Source organism: Cellvibrio sp. QJXJ (assembly GCF_024452345.1).
Classification (GTDB): domain Bacteria; phylum Pseudomonadota; class Gammaproteobacteria; order Pseudomonadales; family Cellvibrionaceae; genus Cellvibrio.
This window is the reverse complement of record NZ_CP101662.1, coordinates 1,084,593-1,100,627: the sequence shown is the minus strand read 5'-3', so window position 1 is coordinate 1,100,627 and position 16,035 is coordinate 1,084,593. Positions and strand designations below refer to the sequence as shown.

Sequence of the window (16,035 nt, the reverse complement as noted above, 5' to 3'; positions counted from 1 at the left end):
TCATGGCTTTAGCATTACAACAAGCTGGCTTTGAAAATGCGATCAACGTATTGGTTGTGGAAGACGACAATAACTTGCGCGAAGCTTTAACCGATACGCTGCAATTAGCCGATTATGCGGTCATTGCAGTGAACAGTGCGGAAGAGGCGCTGAAACAACTCGCGCTCTACAGCGATATTCGCATGATTGTCTCCGACGTAAATATGGGTGGCATGAGCGGCCACGATTTACTGCGTTGCGTGAAGCAGGATTATCCGCAAATTCCCATGATGTTAATTACCGCCTACGCCAGCATCAGTGAATCGGTTGAGGCGATGAAACAAGGTGCGGTGGATTATTTAGTAAAACCCTTTGCGCCACAAACACTGGTGGAAACGGTGGCGCGGCATTTGGGTGTTGCGCAAATTTCTGGCGATGAACCGGTGGCTATGGCACCGTCCAGTCAGCAGTTATTACGTTTGGCGCAGCGTGTAGCGCAATCGGATTCCACGGTATTAGTAGTGGGTGAGTCGGGTACGGGTAAAGAAGTGTTGGCGCGTTATATTCATGATCATTCTCCGCGTCGCCATCAACCCTTTATTGCAATTAATTGCGCCGCGATCCCGGAAAATATGCTGGAAGCCATGTTGTTTGGCCATGAAAAAGGTGCTTATACCGGCGCGCACACCAGCAGCCCTGGTAAATTTGAGCAGGCCAATGGCGGCACGTTGTTGCTGGATGAAATTTCGGAAATGGATATAGGCTTGCAAGCAAAATTGCTGCGCGTATTGCAAGAGCGCGAAGTGGAGCGCTTGGGTGGCCGCAAAACAATTAAGTTGGATGTGCGCGTTATTGCCACCTCTAACCGCGACATGCGCAATGAAGTTGTAGCCGGAAAGTTCCGCGAAGACTTGTATTACCGTTTAAGTGTGTTGCCTTTGCAGTGGGCGCCGCTGCGCGATCGCATGGAAGATATTATTCCGCTGGCGGAAAAACTGTTGCAAAAACACGCGCACAAGCAAAATCGTCGCGGTGTTAATTTGTCGCCTTCCGCGCAGCAAATGTTGCTGGCTTACCCTTGGCCGGGCAATGTGCGTGAGTTGGATAACATTATGCAGCGCGCATTAATTTTGCAGCCGGGTAAAACTATTCAAGCGGAAGATTTAGGCTTGGGCGGTGAGGGCACTTATTCACAAAGCCCCACCAACTACAGCCAGAAACCGAATTTACTGCAAGCGGCGCAGGCGGTTAACCCAGTTATGGATGACGGCGGAGACAGGCAGCCATCTTTTGCGGCGCAGGCTTTTGCCAATGCCAGCTTCCGCGCCAGTCAATTTTCTGTCGGTGCGGTGAATAACGAACACTTGGCGTTGGTAAGTAATCAACCGGTGCAGCATTCGTCATTAAATAATCCCGCCTTGGGTAATGACCTTAAACAGCGCGAATACGAAATTATTATGAATACCCTGCGTAACGAGCGCGGCAGTCGCAAAAATACTGCCGAGCGTTTAGGTATTAGTGCGCGCACCCTGCGTTATAAAATTGCGCGTTTGCGCGAAGAAGGTTACGAAATTACCGAGTGACCTTGTTTGCTCTGATCTACTAAAAACGCCCGCCGGTAATTAAACCAGCGGGCGTTTTTTGTTTGAGCTTATTTCGATGTGTATTTGGCTAGTGCATAAATTCAAATTCGTATTCACTGGTTTCCCTGCGCAGTTTCCGCTCTTCCCATTTCTCTTCCAGTTTGCGGCGACATTCCATGTTGCGGCGTATTTTTTGTTTCTTGCTTTTTGATACCACGACATCGGCAATAAAATTTGCCATGGCCTCATCAATCATTTCCAATTCGTTGTGCATAGTGAGCAGATTCATGCCTATCTCCTGTTAATGCGAATGGTCGAGTCCAGCACGGGCAAGCTTAGTGATGCTCAATGACAAAGCGATGAACAAAACGCGACAAATTGATTAATCCATACCCAATATTGGCGCGCAACAGGCAAGCGGTTGCCGAGCGGCAAATGTTGGCCTGCTTTGTGCAAAATCCCCTGCAGAGATGAAATTTACGGGTGAACTGCCAATTTATTGTCGCCCGGCATAAATAGAGCAACAGGGGATTTACATCATGACTGATCGCGTTGATATCAGCAGGCTATTGGGTGATATGCGTGCCATGAAAGCGCAAACCCAGGCATTCCAACGTCCGCAAGGGGTTGGTGATGTACCGAATGGAATGCGCAGCTTGGGCGCTTTGCCAGTAGAGGGGACCACCAAGGTTCCCAGCTTTGGCGATTTAATGACGCAAGCAGTCAATAAAGTTAACGATGTGCAAAAAACCTCTAGCGCTATGGCAGAAGCTTATGAGCGCGGTGTGGCAGGGGTGGACATTACCGATGTGATGATTGCCTCGCAGAAATCCTCGGTGGCGTTTCAAGCGACGGTGCAAGTGCGCAATAAGCTGATCGACGCCTACCGCGATGTCATGAATATGCCTATTTAATTGATCACTTTTATTGCGCATTTTTTATTGGTTAAGGTTTTACAGAATTACCGCAAGCACATTATCGATAAGGTATAAAAATTATGGCTACTCCCGCCACCACAGGTACAGAAAAATCTCCCACCCAACCACGTTTGGGTGGCGATTTTTTAGAAGGCCTCAGTAATCTGAATTTGCTGCGCCAGATCGGATTGATGGTGACACTGGCGGCCAGCGTTGCCATTGGTTTTGCGATTGTGATGTGGATGCAGGGTGATGATTACCGCCCGCTATACGGCCGCATGGATAATTTGGATGCCGCTAACGTGGTGGATGTGCTTGAACAAAATCAAATTAACTTCAAGGTGGATCAAAGCAGCGGCGCAATTCTGGTGGCAGCGGAAGATGTGCACATGGCACGCCTTAAACTTGCTGAATTTGGTTTGCCTTCCAGCCCGACCCAGGGCTTTGAGTTGATGGATAAAGAGCAGCCTCTCGGCACCAGTCAATTTGTTGAAAATACTCGTTACCAGCGCAGTATCGAAGGCGAGTTGGCGCGCACCATTACCAGTATCAATAGTATTCGCAGCGCGCGCGTGCATTTAGCAATTCCGAAAAAAACCGTATTTGTGCGCGATACTGCCAACCCAACCGCATCGGTTTTTGTGGAGGTGTTTGCGGGCAGGTCAGTGGACGCTGCGCAAGTGAAGGCCATTATGAATTTGGTGGCATCCTCAGTGCCCGGCATGAATATGGCCGATGTGACAGTGGTAGATCAGCACGGTAATTTATTATCGACTGGTGAGGAAAGCGCGGATTTATTACTGGCGGCCAAACAGCATCAATACTCCAAAGAAGTTGAGACTAGTATCATCCGTCGCATCAATGGCATTTTGGAGCCTGTTGTTGGTGGTGGAAAATTCCGTGCAGAAGTTAGTGCGGATGTGGATTTCACGGCAGTAGAGCAGGCAGCAGAAACCTTTAACCCCGACTTGCCTGCTATTCGCTCCGAACAGGTGTTAAATGAAACGCGCCGTGCGGGCGATGTGGCCGCCGGTATACCCGGCGCTTTAACGAATCAACCACCGGGAACTGCTGAGGCGCCCGAACAAATTGACCCGGCTACTGGGCAACCTATTCCGCCAGCCACCCCCACCAATAATCGTGAACAAGCTACGCGTAATTACGAGTTGGATCGCACCGTTAGCTACACAAAACACCAGCAGGGCACACTCAAACGCCTGACGGTAGCAGTGGTGGTGGACGATAAAATTGTTAAAAACGCTGAGGGTGTAGAAAGCGCGGTACCATGGACAGAGGCTGAACTCGAACGTTTGTCTATACTGGTACGCGATGCCGTTGGTTTTAGCGCGGTACGCGGTGACAGTGTGAATGTATTGAACTCCCCCTTTGCCAACCGTGTACTTGATCCTGGCGCGAGCATGGAGCAAGTGCCTTGGTGGCAGGAATGGATTATTCCGAATATGAAATACATCGCCAGTGTGTTGGTGATTTTATTGATCGTATTTGGTTTGTTGCGCCCTATGTTCAAAAGCCTTGCCAAACAAGGTGGCGCGATTGCCGAAGAGGAAGAGGCGCGCCAATTGGCCGCGCTGGAAGCGGCGGGTGCGGCAGGTTTGGATGGCATGTCGGATGAAACAGTAACCCTGACTGGCGGCCATGCGCTGATGTTGCCCGGGCCAGAACAGGGCTACGAAGAACAACTCAATGCAATTAAAGGCTTGATTGCCGACGACCCGGGTCGTGTTGCCCAGGTGGTTAAACAGTGGATAAATCGCGATGACTGATGCCAACGATAAGGCGGTCGCCAAACCCAAGCTCAATATGCGCTATGTCGACCAAGCTGCCATTTTATTGATGTCGCTTGGCGAAGCCGATGCCGCCGAGATTCTCAAGCACATGGGGCCAAAAGAAGTGCAGCGCATTGGCGGTGCCATGACCCAGTTGCAGAATGTGCAGCAATCCCAGGTGCAGTTAGTGCTGGGGAATTTTCTGGATGAAGTGCGCACCCTGACCGGCCTTGGTGTGGGGGCGGATAACTACATCCGCAAGATGTTGGTGACGGCGCTGGGCGAGGACAAAGCCAATAGCTTGATCGACCGTATTTTAATCGGCGGCAATACCACCGGTTTGGATACCCTCAAGTGGATGGATGCGCGTTCGGTGTCCGATATGATCCGCAACGAACACCCCCAAATCCAGGCGATTGTAATCGCCTACCTTGAAGCGGATCAGTCCGCTGAAATCCTGACGTATTTCCCCGAGAAAGTGCGCCTGGACATTATGATGCGCGTCGCCTCGCTCGATACAGTACAGCCGAGCGCGCTGCAGGAATTGAACGATATTCTGGAAAAACAATTCTCCGGCAACGCGGCATCGCAAACCAAAGCCATGGGCGGTTACAAAGTGGCGGCGGAAATTATGAACAACCTCGACGGTTCTATCGAAGCAGAATTGATGGAAGGCATCAAGGAAATCGACGAGGACATGGGCAACCAGATCCAAGACCTTATGTTCGTGTTCGACAATCTCAAAGATGTGGACGATCGCGGCATTCAGTCGCTGTTGCGCGAAGTGTCATCCGATGTGTTGGTGGTGGCGCTCAAAGGCGCCGACGACGAACTCAAGGAAAAAATCTTCAAAAATATGTCCAAACGCGCGGCCGAACTCTTGCGGGACGATCTGGAAACCAAACCGCCAATGCGCTTGGCAGACGTGGAAGCAGCGCAGAAAGAAATTCTTATTACCGCGCGCCGTATGGCCGATGCGGGCGAAATTATGCTGGGCGGTGGTGGCGATCAAATGGTGTAAACCATGAAAATATTGTTGTCATAACTGTTGTTGTTATAAAAATTGTTGTCATACCCGGGAGCGCGGGTATCTATTCAGCGTTAATGAGAGTCACCCATGTCGGAAAACAGCTTGCCCAATCGCATCGCCGCAGAGGATGCAGATAACGTTACTGCCTGGGTGCTGCCACCGGTGTCGGATAATGGGCGGGTGTTATCCTCCGCCGAAAAAGAAGCCCGTGAGCGCCGTGAGCGGTTATTGCGTCGCGAACAGGAAACGATTGAGACAGTAGAAATTCCGCAAGAAGCCCCACCGCAAGTGGGTATGACCGCCGAAGAAATGCAGGCGATTTTTGATAGCGCCGAAAAAGACGGTTTTGAGCAAGGCCACAAAGAAGGTTTTGCCAAAGGCAACAGCGAAGGTTTTGAAGCGGGGCGCCAGCAGGGCTTGATGGAAATGCGTGCGCAGTTGGTGGCGGAGCAACAGCGTTTTCAAAAGTTGGCCAACGCCTTACTGGAGCCGCTTTCAGCACAGGATGACGACGTAGAAAACCTGTTGCTGGATGTGATTTGTACCCTGACCCAAAGTGTGGTGCAGCGCGAGCTTTTAACCGACTCCTCCCATATCACTGCACTGGTAAAAAGTGCGGTGAATGCCTTACCCATCGGCAGTAAAAATATTCGTGTCTGCCTGAATCCCGATGACCTGGCGGCAGTGGAAACCTATGCCGCCGAACAACAACTCGACTGGCAATTTTTTGGCGATGGCGAATTACTGCCCGGTGGCTGCCGTATAGAAACGCCTGAGAGCCGGGTGGACTTTTCTGTGTCCACTCGCTTGCAAACCCTGCTGGAACAGTTTGTGAGTAAACAATTGGCATCGGGTGACGATGCAGATGAAGATGACGATTATCTTGATGCGCATTCCGCCGCCGAGTCTGCAGGTTCTTCGATAAAAGGTTCGGCACTTCCTGAACCGGGCAATGAGGCCTGATCGCCATGGCTGAGCGTTCGTCAATCAGTTCGCGCCTGCGCGGATATGCGCCGCGCAAAGTCACGCCTACAGAGCCACAGGCCGAAGGCCGGATTACGCGCTCGGTGGGTTTGACCCTGGAGGCGGTGGGGTTGAACGTATCCGTCGGTCGCCAATGTGAAATTATCAATAGCGATAACCGCCGTATCGAAGCCGAAGTGGTGGGCTTCGCGGGCGATAAAGTGTTTTTAATGCCCATCAAACGGGTGGAAGGTTTACAGCCGGGCGCACGGGTAGTACCTGTCGCCACCCAAATGGGTATGCGCATTGGTCCGCAATTGTTAGGGCGTGTGGTGAACGGTATAGGCCAGCCACTCGACGGCAAAGGCCCTTTGATTGGCGATGAGTTCCTCGATTTTAATCCCCGCGAAATAAACCCCTTACAGCGTCACCCGATCAGCGAACCGCTGGATGTGGGTGTGCGTGCGATCAATGCCCTTATTACCGTCGGGCGCGGTCAGCGCTTGGGGCTGATGGCCGGTTCAGGCGTGGGTAAAAGTGTGCTTATGGGCATGATGACCCGCTTTACCACCGCTGATGTGGTAGTGGTTGGGTTGATCGGGGAACGTGGTCGTGAGGTGAAAGAGTTTATCGACCATATCCTGGGCGAAGAGGGGTTGCGCCGTGCGGTAGTGGTGGCATCCCCCGCCGATGATGCGCCCCTAATGCGCCTGCGTGCGTCGCAGTTGTCCAGTCGTATCGCCGAGTATTACCGCGATCAAGGTTTGAATGTGTTGTTGCTAATGGACTCACTCACCCGTTTTGCCCAGGCGCAGCGTGAAATTGCACTGGCGATTGGCGAGCCCCCGGCCACGAAAGGCTATCCGCCTTCGGTGTTTGCCAAAATTCCCCAATTGGTTGAGCGCGCCGGTAATGCCGCGCAGGGCGAGGGTTCTATCACCGCGTTTTACACCGTGTTAACCGAAGGTGATGACTTGCAAGACCCCATTGCCGACTCGGCGCGGGCGATTCTTGACGGTCACGTGGTATTGTCACGACGCTTGGCGGAGGAGGGGGTTTATCCGGCAATCGATGTAGAGGCCTCTATCAGCCGGGCGATGCAAAATATCGTGGACGATGAGCATTTAAAAATGATGCAGCGCTTCAAGCAGTTGTTGTCGCGCTATCAACAAAATCGCGATTTGATTGCCATTGGTGCTTATACACCGGGTGCTGACCCGGAAACCGACATGGCGATTGAGCGTTTCCCGCACTTGCGCGCCTTTATCCAGCAGGGGATTCGCCAGGGGGTTCATATGCCTGAGTCAATCGCCAACCTGAAAGCGCTGCTCAAACCGCCTGCCAACTCCAAGGGTGCCAGCCCACTGGCGGCCCAGCATCGCAACAAATAGTGCCTCCTTATCCGGGCTGATAATCCAAGCGAATAACCTATGGCTGAATCACGCGCAAAACGCATGCAGGTGGTGTTGTCCCTTGCCAAAAAACAAGAGGATGAAGCCGCCAACAAACTGAGCCAGTATCGTGAGCAGTTGGTGCTGGAGCAGCGGCAACTGGTTGAGCTGCGCGACTATGCCGCCCAATACCTGAATGCCCAAGGCGCGCTGCGCGAGGGAATTCTCGCCCATGAATTAATCAACTACAGCAGTTTTATCCATCGCTTGAATGAGGCCTGCACTGAGCAGGAAGCCAAGGTAGCGCGTATGACCAGGCTGTTGGAATCGCTACAGCAGCAGTGGCGCGTAAAGCATCAAAAGCGCAAGTCGATTGAAGAACTTATTGTTCGGTTGCAGCATGAGGACAACCTGATTGCCGACAAGCTGTTACAAAAAGAGCTGGATGACCTCAGTGCGCAGCAGTTGCAGCGCCAGCGGGACAGCACCTGAAGGCACTAGCCTCTGAATAGGTTATGAATTGGACAAAGAATAGGCGCGCACAGGAATAAAAATGAATTTGGCCTTGGTGCGTGGTTTTATAGTCTATCCTTAGCAAATACAGCTCCTCTGGCTCCGTAACAACCGTCAAAAAGAGCTGTTGAATTGGAAATGTCCGGACGTTTTTTGAAGAGGTAAGACATGGCGATCACGTCAACAGTATCCCCTGATGGCAATCAAGTCACGATATACATCCAAGGTCGCTTCGACTTCAGTTCCCATCAGGAATTTCGCAGCGCGTATGAAAAATTAACCCAAACCCCCATTCACTACCGTGTTGACCTGCAGGGTACTTCCTACCTGGATAGTTCAGCGCTGGGCATGTTGTTGCTGTTACGCGACTACGCTGGTGGAGAGCAGTCCAATATACAAATTGTGAATTGCGCTCCCGATGTGAAAAAGATTTTATTAATTTCTAACTTTGAACAACTGTTTGATATCCAGTAAAGGTTTTTTGCCTCTCTTGATCTGCGGTTTATGTGCTGTATGGATGCGATCCTATGAATGAAGTGCGCCGTCTTAAAATTCTGGTTGCTGACGATACAGATACAGACCGCCTGATTCTTGAAAGCATTGTGCGTAAGGAAGGGCATAGTGTGGTTTCTGCACGCAACGGTATTGAAGCTATCGCTGTTTACGCCGATGAAAAGCCCGACATAGTGTTATTGGACGCGTTGATGCCGGAGCTTGATGGCTTTGGTGCAGCGCGTAAAATCAAAGAGTTGGCGGGCGATGAATTAGTCCCAATTATTTTTCTCACCTCCCTGTCTGATACTGAATCGCTGGTGCAGTGCCTGGATGCCGGCGGCGACGATTTTCTCTCCAAACCCTACAATCGCGTCATTCTGCAAGCCAAGATCAAATCCTTTAACCGCATGCGCGAAATGCATAGCACTATGCTTACCCAGCGCGACCAAATTGTGCAGTACAACAATCGCTTGCTGCAGGAGCAAACGGTTGCCAAGCACGTGTTTGATAATGTCGCCCACAGTGGATGTTTGAATGCGGGCAACGTGCGTTACTTTTTGTCGTCGCTCGCGGTATTTAATGGCGATGTATTAGTGGCAGCCATGCGCCCCTCGGGCAGCATGATGGTTTTGCTCGGCGATTTTACCGGTCACGGATTGCCTGCTGCGATAGGCGCTATGCCCTTGGCGTCTACCTTTTACGGGATGGTGCCCAAAGGTTTTTCCATGACGGATATTTTGCGCGAGATAAACGCCAAGCTAAAAAATATCCTGCCCGTTGGCATATTCTGCTGCGCGACAATCATGGATATTAATTTCCGCAAAAAACACTTGAAAATTTGGAATGGCGGCTTGCCGGACTGTTTTATTTATCACCATAAAGACCGCCGGATGAGTGTAGTTAAATCCACCCACTTGCCTTTGGGGGTGTTGTCTAACCGGGCGTTTAAAGATAACTGTGAATACTTTGATCTTGAAAAAGAGGATCGCATTTTTGCCTGGTCGGACGGCATTCACGAAGCGCGTAATACTGCGGGTGAAATGTTTGGTGAGGAGCGCTTACAAGCTGTGTTCACCAACAATCGCCAGCCGGAAAATTTGTTTAACGACATTATCGAAAGCGTTCAGCAATTTGTTGGCAGCAATGAAAAGGACGACGATCTTTCGCTGTTGGAAATCCGCATGGATGAGCCGGCGCGGGTAAATAGCTTTGCGCAGGAAGCGAGCGATAAATTTGGCAATTCGGAAATTGAATGGGCGATGGGTTTTGAAGTAAAACCCACCAGCTTTAAAGTATTTGACCCTCTGCCTATGTTGTTGAATGTATTGATGGAGGTGCCCAGCCTGCGAGCGTTTAGCAGCACGCTCTACACCATTCTCGCCGAGCTTTATACCAATGCTCTGGATCACGGGGTGTTAAAGCTGGACTCCAGCTTGAAATCCACCGCAGAAGGCTTTGCCGATTACTATCGCTTGCGCGAAGAGCGGATTAACACAGTGGCTGATGGTTTTGTGCGTATTCACATCACCCACAAAACCAACGAGAACGGTGGTTTGTTAAAGGTTCGTATTGAGGATAGTGGTGAAGGTTTTGATTACCGTGAGCGTGCTGTGAACACCTTATCAACCTTTGGCTACAGTGGCCGGGGTATCGCACTGGTGGAGAAACTTTGTGGTAGGGTTACTTATCTTGGCTCTGGCAACATTGTCGAGGTCGATTTTTCCTGGGTAAGTGATGATTAACCAATAAGTGCGAGCGGCCGAACCATGGAACATTTGGACTACGAAACCCTGAATACCCTGCGCCAAGTTATGGAAGACGATTTTGGCTTGTTGATCGACACCTTCATTCAGGATTCCAACGACCGCATTTTAATATTGCGTGAAGTGGTGAGCGGCACAGAGGCGGACCCTATACGCCGTGCCGCGCACAGTTTTAAAGGCAGTAGCAGCAACATTGGCGCGCTGCGCTTAATGACCCTGTGTTTGAGCCTTGAAAAGAAAGCCATGGCCAATAACTTTGAACAGCTTGAGCGGGATCTTGTAGAGATCGAACAAGAGTTCGCTCATGTGCAGGAGCTGTTACGCGCTCTTGATTAGCCAGTTTGGCACCTACCTTGCAATTCACCTCCTGAACCGAACTATTTAGTTGATCTTGCGGCAAACCCTTGCCGCGATCAGGTCAGGAGTAATTGATGAATAACGGCAACCTCTTGGATAGTCTGCTGGCTACAAGCAACGCCAGCACAGCACCCAAAAAAACGGCCAAGCCCCAACGCCAAACCTCATCCGCTGAGGGCTTTCAAAATACCCTGGAGCAGCTGCGGCCAAAAGTTGCCGCCCGCAAGCCTGAACCAACGGCAGCCCGTGCCGAACCTCATGCGCGCACCGATTCACATCGCCCTGACGTGCAAGAACCAAAGCCTGATATTCCTGCGCAAGCCCGCGCCCGTAGCGATAACCACCAGGAGCGTCCCGCAGCAACAACGCCTGCCTCCGACAGCTCTCATTCAACCACTAACGACCATCAGTCCCCTAAAGCGAAAGTGTCTGCTACAGAGGGCGAGCAACTCACTGAAGAGGTATTAGTTGAGGAGGGGTTAGCATCTGGACTATCGACAGATACAGAAGCCGCGCTCCTAACGGAATTGGTTGATGACCAGCTAATCGTCACAAATACCGATGCTACCAGCCTGCCGCTGGAAGAAAATATAGAGGGTTTTCTGCTGAGCCTGGAACAACCGGGAATTTCGCTTGCTGAAACTACGCCGGAATTGTTGTCTGAGCTTCAGCTTGCGGGGGTGTTAAACCCGGCAGCTGATACTGAGGTGATATTGCCTCCAGCATTTGCTAATCAGTTGGCAGCTATGTCTGGTACGCTCCTCAGTGGTACTGCAGCGTCACCCCTAACACCGCTGGCTAATAATGGCGTATCTACAAACTTGCTAACCCCTGAGTTGATGGCGGAAGGGGAAACCTTGGCGCTTTCACAAGAGGGTGATTCAGAATTGTTAGTGGCTGATGGGGAGGTGTCAGATAACCCCGATTTGCTGTTACTGAACGCCAAAACCATTATGAACAAGCTGGCTGAAGCCAGTGCCAGCTCGCTGGATAAAGGCTCACCGGCAGGGGATTTGCCCAAGGCATTAACTGCTGCGGCTCCTGCCGTGGAGGCGCTCAGTCGCTTGAATGAAGCCCAGTCACCGGCGGCACGAAGTTTTGTGGTGCAAACCGGTGTGCCGGTCACTCTTGGGCAACCGCAATGGGGTCAGGCGGTAGGTGAGCGGGTGTTATGGCTGGCGGCGCAAAATGTCAGTGCAGCAGAAATTCGCCTCGACCCACCCGAGCTGGGGCCGATGCAGGTGAGAGTCAGCGTTAATCAGGAGCAGGTAAACGTCAGCTTCACCAGTCCTCACCCTGCGGTGCGCGAAGTATTGGATCAACAATTAAACCGCTTGCGCGAGATGTTTTCGGAACAGGGGTTAAATCTGGTGGATGTTGATGTCTCGGATAAATCGTTTGCCCAGCAAGATCAGGAGCGGGGTGAATCGAGAAAAAATGAAACATCAGCTGCAGAGGATGAGGAGCTTGCGCCATTAACCAGTTCGATACTTGTGTCTAATCGCTTGGTGGATCATTACGCCTGATCCAAACTTTCTTTCTTAAACACTCAATCCTCCATTGCATAAGCATTCTGGCGTGTGCCCCTGATTCAGGGCGCACGCTAGCGCATTGTTTTTTCTCGCTTTTATAGGCTATTTCCCGCGCTAAACTTCGCAAAGCCCGGTTCCACTGCTAAGCTTCCTAGGGCGATACTGGCATAAGTATTGCTCGACCCCTTTTAAGTCCGCTATTAGCCCAAGAAAGTGACGGAGTTTTGACATGGCTCAGGCCCCCAAAAAAGCAAACGATGCCGGCGCTGATGCCGATGCAACCAAGAAAAAGAAAAAACTCCTATTGATGATTGGTGTGGCTGTGGCACTGGTTACGCTTTCTGTGGGGGGGACTGTGATTGCGCTTAAAATGTTGTCACCACCCGCCGCCGAAACTCCAGCCGCTGATGAAGCACCTGCACCTACCTTAGCTCCGGCTATTTATTTTGAAATGACCCCCAATTTCACCATTAACTTTACCGTTAACGGTCGTCAGCGTTATCTACAGGCAGCGATTACACTTTTATACCGCGACCCGGCATTGGAAAGTTTATTAACCCTGCACATGCCCGCTATTCGCAACGGCTTGGTGATGTTGTTAAGCAATAAAAATTTTGATGAGTTGCAAACGCCGGAAGGTAAAGAGCAACTTAAAGCCGACTCCTTGGTAGTTATTCAAACACTGCTAAAAAAAGAACAGGATGCACTGGCTGCCAGCGACCCCGAGAAAGAAGTCCCGCTCGCGACGGTTGAGCAAGTTCTGTTCACCAATTTTGTAATGCAATAAGGAAACCGCCGTGCAAGATTTACTCTCGCAAGACGAAATTGACGCGCTCCTTCATGGTGTCGATGACGGCGATATAGATACCGACTCGGACATAGAACCGGGTACGGTCAAAACCTATGACCTGACCAGTCAGGATCGTATTGTGCGTGGGCGTATGCCTACGCTGGAAATGATCAACGAACGTTTTGCGCGTTACACTCGCATCAGTATGTTCAACCTGTTGCGTCGCACCGCCGATGTTTCGGTTGGCGGCGTGCAAATTCAAAAGTTTGGCGAATACGTGCACACACTTTATGTGCCTACCAGTTTAAATATGGTGAAGTTTCGCCCGCTGCGCGGTACGGCATTAATTATTCTGGATGCGCGTTTGGTATTTAAATTAGTGGACAATTTTTTTGGTGGCGATGGCCGTCACGCAAAAATTGAAGGCCGCGAATTTACGCCAACGGAATTGCGGGTGGTGCAAATGGTATTGAATCAGGCGTTTGTGGATTTAACCGAAGCCTGGAAAGCCGTTTTCCCCATCAATTTTGAATATGTGCACTCGGAAGTAAACCCATCACTCGCCAATATTGTTAGCCCGAGTGAAGTAGTGGTGGTCAGCACTTTCCATATTGAACTGGATGGGGGTGGGGGTGAAATGCACATTACTGTGCCTTACTCCATGATTGAACCCATTCGCGAAGTATTGGATGCCGGTTTACAAAGCGATAGCGATGAACATGATGAACGCTGGGAAAAAGCGCTGCGCGAAGATGTGCTCTCCGCCAAAGTAGATTTGGAATGCGACATAGTGCGCCGCGATATTACCTTGCGCGATATTGTGGATTTAAAAGAAGGCGACATTATTCCCGTAGAGTTCCCGGATTATCACGTACTTACGGCGAATGGTGTGCCCATGTTCAGAACGCAATTGGGGCAGTCCAACGGTTTTCTCTCGTTGAAAATTCGTGAATTTATTGATCGCAGTAGTGCTTACAATATTACGGGCACTAAGGCAGAACAAATCGCAACTATGAAAGGCGAAAGCCACGCGGCTTCTAAGGGTGAAAAAAATGGCAAGTGATGATATCGATCAGGATTCAATGGCGGACGATTGGGCTGCGGCGATGGCTGAACAGGCCGATGTGGATGAGGCTATGGCTAATGCGGTTACTTTTGACGAATTAAAAAACGAACCGCTCAAGCAAGCAGCGGGTAGCCCTGATCTGGATGTGATTTTGGATATTCCTGTTTCTATTTCCATGGAAGTAGGGCGCACCTCAATTACCATCCGCAATTTATTACAGCTCAATCAAGGTTCGGTGATTGAATTGGATCGCCTTGCTGGTGAGCCGTTAGATGTATTAGTTAACGGCACTTTGATCGCGCACGGTGAAGTAGTTGTGGTCAATGAAAAATTCGGTATTCGTATGACCGATGTGATTAGCCCCGCAGAGCGCATTAAAAAATTGCGTTAGGAAATACCATGAGCCCCGCATTGTTTATGAACTTAAAACGGTTGCTGTGTGCGGGGCTATGTTGCATAGCGCTGTACGCTTATGCCGATCCCGCAAGCGATGCACCCGTCGCTGCAACTGCATCGCCCATACAATCAAACGCAACATCCCCTACAACAACATCCGCTACAACATCAATCGCAACAACACCGGTTGCAACAAGCCCGGCGGCGATTAACGCTACACCTATTGGCGGTGGCCGCCATTTGGTAAGTGTGGTTATGGCGCTGTTTGGCATTATTGTGTTGATCTTTGCCATCTCCTGGTTTGTAAAACGTTTTGGTCAGGGCGGCTTTACCCAGAATCAACACATTAAAATTATCGCAACAATGCCTTTGGGGACTCGCGAGCGCATAGTGTTAATTGAAGCTGGCGGGCAACAGTTGCTCTTGGGCATAACTGCCGCGGCAATTAATACCTTGCATGTGTTTAATGAACCCGTAGTGTTGCCGGAAAGGGAGCCAGGTACTTCAGATTTTAGTCGTAAATTAATGACAATTTTGCAGCAAAAATCTTCTGGTGCGACCGGCGGAAAAAATAATAACAGCGACGATTCGGCAACAAGGTAGTCTTATGAATGCTCAGTGGCACAATCAATTCCGGCACTTGTTAAATACAATCGCCATATTATTTCTACTGTTGTTGGCGGGCACTGCATTGGCGCAAACCAATACGCCCAATGTGGCAGATCCAACAGCGGGTGGTTTACCCTTAACACAAGTATCGCCGAGTAATGTTGGCAGCCTACCTGCTATTCCAGGTTTGCCTGCACTGACGGTAAAAACCAATCCGAATGGCACGCAAGAGTACACAGTAACGCTGCAAATTCTCGCCATCATGACGGCGCTGACATTTTTGCCGGCATTATTGATGATGATGACTTCATTTACGCGGATTATTATCGTGTTTTCTATTTTGCGTCAGGCGCTGGGTTTGCAGCAGTCGCCGTCAAACCAAATTTTGATTGGTCTCGCACTATTCTTAACCTTGTTTATCATGCAGCCGGTATTAAACAAAGTGAATCAGGATGCGCTCCAGCCCTACATCAATCAGCAAATTGGTGCACAGGAAGCGCTGGCAAAAACGGCCGCACCGTTTCATGCATTCATGATCGCGCAAACCCGCGAGTCGGATATTTCGCTGTTTATGGGCATTGCAAAACACCCGCCTATCGCCACGCCAGAGGAAACACCGTTTAGCATTTTGGTACCGGCATTTATCATCAGCGAATTAAAAACCGCGTTTCAAATTGGTTTTATTATTTTCATTCCTTTTTTGGTGATCGACATAGTGGTGGCCAGTGTATTGATGGCCATGGGCATGATGATGTTGTCACCGCTGATTATTTCCCTGCCGTTTAAAATTATGCTGTTTGTGTTGGTGGATGGCTGGGCGATGATTGTGGGTACACTTGCTGCCAGTTACGGCGTGTGACGGAG

At 50.4% G+C, this 16,035-nt stretch carries 17 protein-coding genes; 16 read left to right on the top strand and 1 reads right to left on the bottom strand.

Translation table 11 applies throughout. The features are described 5' to 3' along the window. Nucleotides 1-2 precede the first annotated feature (2 nt). Nucleotides 3-1,562, top strand: coding sequence for a sigma-54-dependent transcriptional regulator (locus NNX04_RS04725; protein ID WP_261947670.1), 1,560 nt, complete (start codon nt 3-5; stop codon nt 1,560-1,562). Between the two features lie 88 nt (nt 1,563-1,650). Here NNX04_RS04725 and NNX04_RS04720 read toward each other — a convergent pair whose 3' ends face one another. After that, nucleotides 1,651-1,851: a PA3496 family putative envelope integrity protein gene (locus NNX04_RS04720; RefSeq protein ID WP_151057526.1), complete on the bottom strand. Its 201-nt coding sequence runs from the start codon at nt 1,849-1,851 to the stop codon at nt 1,651-1,653. A gap of 250 nt (nt 1,852-2,101) precedes the next feature. Here NNX04_RS04720 and fliE point away from each other — a divergent pair, with 250 nt between their 5' ends. The 15 genes from fliE to fliP all read left to right on the top strand — a co-directional run bounded on the left by fliE (nt 2,102) and on the right by fliP (nt 16,030). Beyond that, nucleotides 2,102-2,476 carry a flagellar hook-basal body complex protein FliE gene (gene fliE, locus NNX04_RS04715; RefSeq protein WP_007640861.1) on the top strand — a complete coding sequence of 125 codons (375 nt, stop codon included), beginning with the start codon at nt 2,102-2,104 and terminating at the stop codon, nt 2,474-2,476. A gap of 83 nt (nt 2,477-2,559) precedes the next feature. Then, nucleotides 2,560-4,263 carry a flagellar basal-body MS-ring/collar protein FliF gene (gene fliF / locus NNX04_RS04710; RefSeq protein ID WP_261947669.1) on the top strand — a complete coding sequence of 568 codons (1,704 nt, stop codon included), beginning with the start codon at nt 2,560-2,562 and terminating at the stop codon, nt 4,261-4,263. Continuing rightward, on the top strand, nt 4,256-5,287 hold the full coding sequence (fliG, locus tag NNX04_RS04705) for a flagellar motor switch protein FliG (RefSeq protein ID WP_007640865.1): 1,032 nt from the start codon (nt 4,256-4,258) through the stop codon (nt 5,285-5,287). Before fliF ends, fliG begins: the two co-directional genes overlap by 8 nt. Nucleotides 5,288-5,383: 96 nt before the next feature. After that, nucleotides 5,384-6,259, top strand: coding sequence for a flagellar assembly protein FliH (locus NNX04_RS04700; RefSeq protein ID WP_151057528.1), 876 nt, complete (start codon nt 5,384-5,386; stop codon nt 6,257-6,259). A gap of 5 nt (nt 6,260-6,264) precedes the next feature. Beyond that, nucleotides 6,265-7,650: a flagellar protein export ATPase FliI gene (gene fliI, locus NNX04_RS04695; protein ID WP_261947668.1), complete on the top strand. Its 1,386-nt coding sequence runs from the start codon at nt 6,265-6,267 to the stop codon at nt 7,648-7,650. Between the two features lie 39 nt (nt 7,651-7,689). Then, on the top strand, nt 7,690-8,142 hold the full coding sequence (fliJ, locus tag NNX04_RS04690; protein WP_261947667.1) for a flagellar export protein FliJ: 453 nt from the start codon (nt 7,690-7,692) through the stop codon (nt 8,140-8,142). A gap of 189 nt (nt 8,143-8,331) precedes the next feature. Then, the gene (locus NNX04_RS04685; RefSeq protein WP_007640872.1) at nt 8,332-8,637 is read left to right on the top strand and encodes an STAS domain-containing protein; all 306 of its coding nucleotides are present in this window, start codon (nt 8,332-8,334) and stop codon (nt 8,635-8,637) included. 53 nt (nt 8,638-8,690) lie between these two features. Next, entirely contained in the window at nt 8,691-10,400 is a 1,710-nt protein-coding gene (locus NNX04_RS04680) for an ATP-binding SpoIIE family protein phosphatase (RefSeq protein ID WP_261947666.1), read from the top strand. Between the two features lie 24 nt (nt 10,401-10,424). Continuing rightward, nucleotides 10,425-10,757 (top strand): Hpt domain-containing protein, encoded by a 333-nt coding sequence (locus tag NNX04_RS04675; RefSeq protein ID WP_261947665.1) that lies wholly within the window; start codon nt 10,425-10,427, stop codon nt 10,755-10,757. A gap of 95 nt (nt 10,758-10,852) precedes the next feature. Further along, nucleotides 10,853-12,304 carry a flagellar hook-length control protein FliK gene (locus NNX04_RS04670; RefSeq protein WP_261947664.1) on the top strand — a complete coding sequence of 484 codons (1,452 nt, stop codon included), beginning with the start codon at nt 10,853-10,855 and terminating at the stop codon, nt 12,302-12,304. A gap of 235 nt (nt 12,305-12,539) precedes the next feature. Next, the gene (locus NNX04_RS04665) at nt 12,540-13,097 is read left to right on the top strand and encodes a flagellar basal body-associated FliL family protein (protein ID WP_261947663.1); all 558 of its coding nucleotides are present in this window, start codon (nt 12,540-12,542) and stop codon (nt 13,095-13,097) included. Nucleotides 13,098-13,107: 10 nt separating this feature from the next. Beyond that, nucleotides 13,108-14,163, top strand: a complete 1,056-nt coding sequence (fliM, locus tag NNX04_RS04660) for a flagellar motor switch protein FliM (protein WP_007640893.1) — start codon at nt 13,108-13,110, stop codon at nt 14,161-14,163. Then, entirely contained in the window at nt 14,153-14,557 is a 405-nt protein-coding gene (gene fliN, locus NNX04_RS04655) for a flagellar motor switch protein FliN (protein WP_007640894.1), read from the top strand. Before fliM ends, fliN begins: the two co-directional genes overlap by 11 nt. A gap of 8 nt (nt 14,558-14,565) precedes the next feature. Next, on the top strand, nt 14,566-15,165 hold the full coding sequence (fliO, locus tag NNX04_RS04650; RefSeq protein ID WP_261947662.1) for a flagellar biosynthetic protein FliO: 600 nt from the start codon (nt 14,566-14,568) through the stop codon (nt 15,163-15,165). Between the two features lie 4 nt (nt 15,166-15,169). Beyond that, the gene (fliP, locus tag NNX04_RS04645) at nt 15,170-16,030 is read left to right on the top strand and encodes a flagellar type III secretion system pore protein FliP (RefSeq protein ID WP_007640900.1); all 861 of its coding nucleotides are present in this window, start codon (nt 15,170-15,172) and stop codon (nt 16,028-16,030) included. The last annotated feature ends 5 nt before the right edge of the window (nt 16,031-16,035 follow it).

Coding starts and splice junctions, on each gene's coding strand:
- fliG (WP_007640865.1), top strand. CDS start 4,256: ATGACTGATGCCAACGATAAGGCGGTCGCCAAACCCAAGCTCAATATG.
- fliF (WP_261947669.1), top strand. CDS start 2,560: ATGGCTACTCCCGCCACCACAGGTACAGAAAAATCTCCCACCCAACCA.
- NNX04_RS04685 (WP_007640872.1), top strand. CDS start 8,332: ATGGCGATCACGTCAACAGTATCCCCTGATGGCAATCAAGTCACGATA.
- NNX04_RS04720 (WP_151057526.1), bottom strand. CDS start 1,851: ATGAATCTGCTCACTATGCACAACGAATTGGAAATGATTGATGAGGCC.
- NNX04_RS04725 (WP_261947670.1), top strand. CDS start 3: ATGGCTTTAGCATTACAACAAGCTGGCTTTGAAAATGCGATCAACGTA.
- NNX04_RS04680 (WP_261947666.1), top strand. CDS start 8,691: ATGAATGAAGTGCGCCGTCTTAAAATTCTGGTTGCTGACGATACAGAT.
- NNX04_RS04675 (WP_261947665.1), top strand. CDS start 10,425: ATGGAACATTTGGACTACGAAACCCTGAATACCCTGCGCCAAGTTATG.
- NNX04_RS04700 (WP_151057528.1), top strand. CDS start 5,384: ATGTCGGAAAACAGCTTGCCCAATCGCATCGCCGCAGAGGATGCAGAT.
- fliP (WP_007640900.1), top strand. CDS start 15,170: ATGAATGCTCAGTGGCACAATCAATTCCGGCACTTGTTAAATACAATC.
- fliE (WP_007640861.1), top strand. CDS start 2,102: ATGACTGATCGCGTTGATATCAGCAGGCTATTGGGTGATATGCGTGCC.
- fliO (WP_261947662.1), top strand. CDS start 14,566: ATGAGCCCCGCATTGTTTATGAACTTAAAACGGTTGCTGTGTGCGGGG.
- NNX04_RS04670 (WP_261947664.1), top strand. CDS start 10,853: ATGAATAACGGCAACCTCTTGGATAGTCTGCTGGCTACAAGCAACGCC.
- fliN (WP_007640894.1), top strand. CDS start 14,153: ATGGCAAGTGATGATATCGATCAGGATTCAATGGCGGACGATTGGGCT.
- fliI (WP_261947668.1), top strand. CDS start 6,265: ATGGCTGAGCGTTCGTCAATCAGTTCGCGCCTGCGCGGATATGCGCCG.
- NNX04_RS04665 (WP_261947663.1), top strand. CDS start 12,540: ATGGCTCAGGCCCCCAAAAAAGCAAACGATGCCGGCGCTGATGCCGAT.
- fliJ (WP_261947667.1), top strand. CDS start 7,690: ATGGCTGAATCACGCGCAAAACGCATGCAGGTGGTGTTGTCCCTTGCC.